The organism is Gemmatimonas sp. (genome assembly GCF_041689975.1).
Taxonomy (GTDB): Bacteria; Gemmatimonadota; Gemmatimonadetes; order Gemmatimonadales; family Gemmatimonadaceae; genus Gemmatimonas.
On the sequence record NZ_JBDNFF010000443.1, the window covers coordinates 1 to 4,663 of the forward strand.

Annotated in this window: 3 protein-coding genes; 2 read left to right on the forward strand and 1 reads right to left on the reverse strand. The window is 63.5% G+C overall.

Annotation, left to right across the window (positions count from 1 at the left end; genetic code table 11):
* Window positions 1-1,917: insulinase family protein (locus ACESNG_RS24595; protein ID WP_373071419.1), on the forward strand; the 1,917-nt coding region annotated here is incomplete at its 5' end.
* Here ACESNG_RS24595 and ACESNG_RS24600 read toward each other — a convergent pair.
* The gene (locus ACESNG_RS24600) at window positions 1,868-2,896 is read right to left on the reverse strand and encodes an aminopeptidase (protein WP_373060169.1); all 1,029 of its coding nucleotides are present in this window, start codon (window positions 2,894-2,896) and stop codon (window positions 1,868-1,870) included. The genes ACESNG_RS24595 and ACESNG_RS24600 overlap by 50 nt on opposite strands.
* 99 nt (window positions 2,897-2,995) lie before the next feature.
* On the opposite strand from ACESNG_RS24600, the gene dnaE reads away from it, so the two are divergent.
* The coding region (gene dnaE, locus ACESNG_RS24605; protein ID WP_373071422.1) for a DNA polymerase III subunit alpha at window positions 2,996-4,663 on the forward strand (1,668 nt) is incomplete at its 3' end.

The window sequence follows — 4,663 nt, forward strand, 5'->3', positions numbered from 1 at the left end:
CGCACGGTGGGCGATCTCCGGCAGGATCTCCTGGAGCGTCTGTACGACCAGATGTTGAATCAACGGTTCGGCGAGCTCGCCCTCAAACCCGAGACGCCGTTCGTGGGCGCCGGTGCCGGCGGCGGCAGCTTCGTGCGCAACAGCGAGTACTACTCGCTCGACGCGAGCGCGAAAGAGGGCAAGTTGATGGAGTCGTTGCAGGCGCTGCTCACCGAAGCCGAACGCGTTCGTCGCCATGGGTTCCTGGCCACGGAACTCGAGCGCGCGAAGATCAACACGCTGCGCGGATACGAACGCGCCTACCAGGAGCGCGACAAAACACCGTCGGGGGCGTTCGTCGACGAATACATCGACAACTTCCTGCAGGGCGAAGCGATTCCCGGTATCGCGTTCGAGTACGCCGCGATGCAGCGTCTGCTGCCCACCGTCACGATCGCCGAAATCAATGCCCTCGGCGCGAGCCGCGTCGGTGAGGCGAATCGCGTGGTAACGGTGAGTCTCCCCGAAAAGGACGGCCTCACGGTGCCGACTGACGCCGATGTCCGCGCGGTGTTCGGCAAGGTGAACGCCGCCACGATCACGCCGTGGGTGGAAACGGTCACGGCGGGCGCCCTCGTGGCCAAGGCACCGACGGCTGGGCGCGTGGTGAGCGAACGGAAGACCGCATCGCTCAACCTCACGGAATGGACGTTGTCGAACGGCATCAAGGTGTTCGTGAAGCCCACCGATTTCACCGCCGACCAGATCGTGATGACCGGCTGGAGCCCCGGTGGCGCCAGTCTCGTGGCCGACAAGGACGTGTTCAAGACGTCGTTGGCGACCACCGTGATTGAACGCGGCGGCGTAGGCGACTACTCCATCATCGACCTGAACAAGAAGCTCACCGGCAAGGTGGCCTCGGCGTCGGCGGTCATTTCGGATCTCAGCGAAGGCGTGAGCGGTCGCGCTTCGCCGAAGGATCTCGAGACGATGATGCAGCTCACGTGGCTGCGTCTCACGTCGCCCCGCGCGGACACGTCGGCGTTCCAGGCGCTGCTGCAGCAATTCGATCAGGTGCTCAAGAACAAGGACGCCAATCCGGCCGCGGTGTTCGGCGACACGGTGCAGATGACGCTGGCCGGCGGCAGTCCACGGGTGAGGCCGCTGTCGGTCGAGATACTGAAGGAGCTCAACCTCGACGAGATGCTGGCCATTTATCGCGATCGCTTCGCCGATCTGGGCGACTTCACGTTCCTGTTCGTCGGCAACGTGGACCTCGCGGTGCTGAAGCCTTTGGTAGAGCAGTGGCTCGCGCCCCTGCCGGCCGCCGGTCGCACGGAAACGTTCAAGGATGTCGGGCCGAAGCTGTTCACGGGCCAGATCGACAAAACAGTGCGCAAGGGTATCGCGCCGCAGAGTCAGACGGCCATTCTGATGGGCGGTGTAGCCCCGTGGAGCCGCGAAGACGCCTACCTGCTCTCGTCGTTGGGCGAAGTGCTCGAGATGCGTCTGCTGGACCGTCTCCGCGAATCGCTGGGCGGCACGTATTCCGTGTCGGTGAACGCGCAGTTCTCGCGCACTCCGCGCCAGGAATGGCAGCTGGTGATCAGCTACGGCTCGGCGCCCGAGAAAGCGGATTCGATGTTTGCCGCAGTACAGCAGGAGCTCGACTCGCTGCGTCGGGTGCCGCCGAGTGCGGCGGAAGTGGAACGCGTGCGTGAGCAGCAGCGTCGCGAACTGGAAGTGGCGCGCAAGCAGAACGGCTACTGGCTGAACACGATCCGCGGTCGGTTGGAGAACGGCGACGATCTCGGCACCATCGGCAATGAAGATCCGATGATTGCCGGACTCACCGCTGAAAAGCTGGCGGCGGCGGCGAAGAAGTACCTCACGGAAGCGAATCGCGCGCGGTTCGTGCTGCTGCCTGAAGCGCGATGATGCGTTGAATCGCCCGCTTCAAGTCACGCCCCTCGGCCACATACACCGAGTCGAAGTGATCGAGGCGTTCCGCGTACACGCGGCGCGATAGCAACACGGCATTATTGAGCCGCACCTTCTGCGCCCATCCTTCCGGATAGGTAAGAAGCTGCGGCCCGATGCTATCCACCAGTCGTGTACGGGCGAGCGCGTACACACTGTCACGGGCGGCAATGCGTTCGGTGCGGGCAGTGTCGGGAAGCGACGCGAACACCCGCTCGACCTCGTGCGACGTGCGCTCCCAGAACGCGCCGAGCACGAGGTCATCGTGCCAGTCGTTTTCCGCGCGGCGGAGCGACACCGAGTCGCCGCGCGCGCGGAAGAAATGCTCTGCGCCGCGCCCGCCCACGAAGGTGGCGAAGGACTCGTTGAACGACACCTGCCCCTTGGCAAAGAAGGTGTTGTGCAGCAGTTCGTGAATGATCGTGTTCACTAACGTTATCGAATCCGCCTTCACGGTGGTGCTCACGAGTGGATCATTGAACCAGCCCAAGGTGCTGAAGGCCGATGACGGCCCGACCGTCACGTCGAAGCCGTCGCTGCGCAACGCCTCGGCCGTACGCAGCGCGCCGGGGAAGTCGAAGAAGCCCTTGTACGGAAAGCGTCCCACCACGGGAAACCACCACGTTTTGCGCGCGAGCCGGTCGCGATAGGCGGCGGAGACGACCAGCACCAACGTATCGCGGTCGAGCCGGGAGAACGCCGTAAAACTCTTGCCTGCCTCGAGCGCGAGTGAGTCGATGGCGAAGCGACGCGCCTCCAGCACCAGACTGAGCTTGGCACGCAGCACCGGATCGGTGGCCGAATCAGCCACCAGCTTTGCAATGGGCTCTCGTCGTGACAAAATCCGCGCTTCCTCGAAGGCGGCGCGGGAGATGTAGCAACCCGTGGGGGTGATTCCGAGCACGACGGCCAGTAATACGGCGGTCGCACCGCTCACGCGGCGCAGCGAACGCCACGATATCCGCGGGTGCGCTGTGCGACCGCGCTTGTCAATCCCGTGTTGCTCGTTGCCCTGGTCGGCTATCATTCCCAGTCCATGTCGTTTGTTCATCTGCACTGCCACTCCGAGTATTCGCTCCTCGACGGCGCGAATCGTATCGATGATCTGATCAAACGCGCACAGCATTACGAAATGCCGGCGCTGGCGATCACCGATCATGGTAACATGCATGCTGCCTGGGATTTCCAGGAGAAAGCACGCAAGGCGGGCGTGAAGCCCATCATGGGGATGGAAGCGTATGTGGCGCCGGGTGACCGTCGCACGCGCGGACGCCCGGGACCGGGCCAGAAGCCGTACTACCACCTGGTGCTGCTGGCCCGTGATCTGGTGGGCTACAAGAATCTGGTCAAGCTGTCGTCGTTGGGATACACCGAAGGCTTCTATACGAAGCCGCGAATCGACCGCGAGCTGCTGGCCAAGTACTCCGAGGGACTGATCGTGTCATCGGCGTGCCTGGCCGGTGAAGTGGCCGGTCACCTGATGGACGACCGCATGGATGCGGCGCGCGAGGCCGCCGCGTGGTATGCCGAGCTGTTCAAGGACCGCTATTACCTCGAGGTGCAGGCGCATACCAGCGAAGGACAGGCCAAGCTCAACGCCAAGATCCTGTCACTGGGTGACGAGCTGGGATTGCCCGTGATCGCCACGAACGACGCGCACTTTCTGAAGCACGAGGATCACGACGCGCACGACGTACTGCTGTGCATCGGCCTCGGCAAGGATCGCAACGATCGCGATCGCATGAAGTACGACGACGGGTTGTACTTCAAGCCGGCCAACGAGATCCGCCCGTTCTTCCCGGGGCGCGAAGATCTGCTCACGAACACGCTGGCGATCGCCGAGTCGGTGGACGTGCAGTTCGCCAAGAAGTACTACGTGCCGTCGTTCCCGCTGCCTCCTGGCGTGGAGACCGAAAACGAGTACCTCGTGCGACTCGCCACCGACGGCGCGAAAGTGCGGTATGGCGATCCGCTCCCGGCGCACGTGCAGGAGCGGCTCGATTACGAGTTGGGTGTGATCACGAAGACGGGTTACGCCGGCTACTTCCTGATCACCGCCGACTTCATCAAGGCGGCGCGCGACCGTGGTATCCCGGTGGGCCCGGGACGCGGGTCGGCAGCCGGATCGCTGGTGGCGTACGCCACGCGGATCACCGACGTGTGTCCGCTCGAGTTCGACCTGCTCTTCGAACGCTTTCTCAATCCTGAACGCATTTCGATGCCCGACGTCGACGTCGACTTCTGCTTCGAGCGACGTGGGGAAGTGATCGAGTACGTGCGACAGAAGTACGGTAAGGATTCGGTTGGTCAGATCGTGACGTTCGGTACGTTGAAATCGCGCGCCGCCGTGAAAGACGTGGGCCGTACGCTGGGCTTCACGCCGGGCGAAACGGACGCGCTGGCCAAGCTGATTCCGAATGCGCCGAACTTTTCGCTGACCGTCAAGGAAGCGATCGTGCAGGTGCCGGAAGTGAAGGCGTTCTATCAGAACGAGCCACGCTACAAGCAACTGCTGGACTTCGCGATTTCGCTGGAAGGGCTGTCGCGCCACACCGGTGTACATGCGGCTGGCGTCGTGATCGCGCCGGGCCCGCTCGACGAGTTCGTGCCGATCTGCACGCAGGCCTCGAAGGGTGCGGGCGGCAGCGATGACGAACGCGTGATCGTGACGCAGTACGACATGACGTCGCTGGAAAAGGCCGGC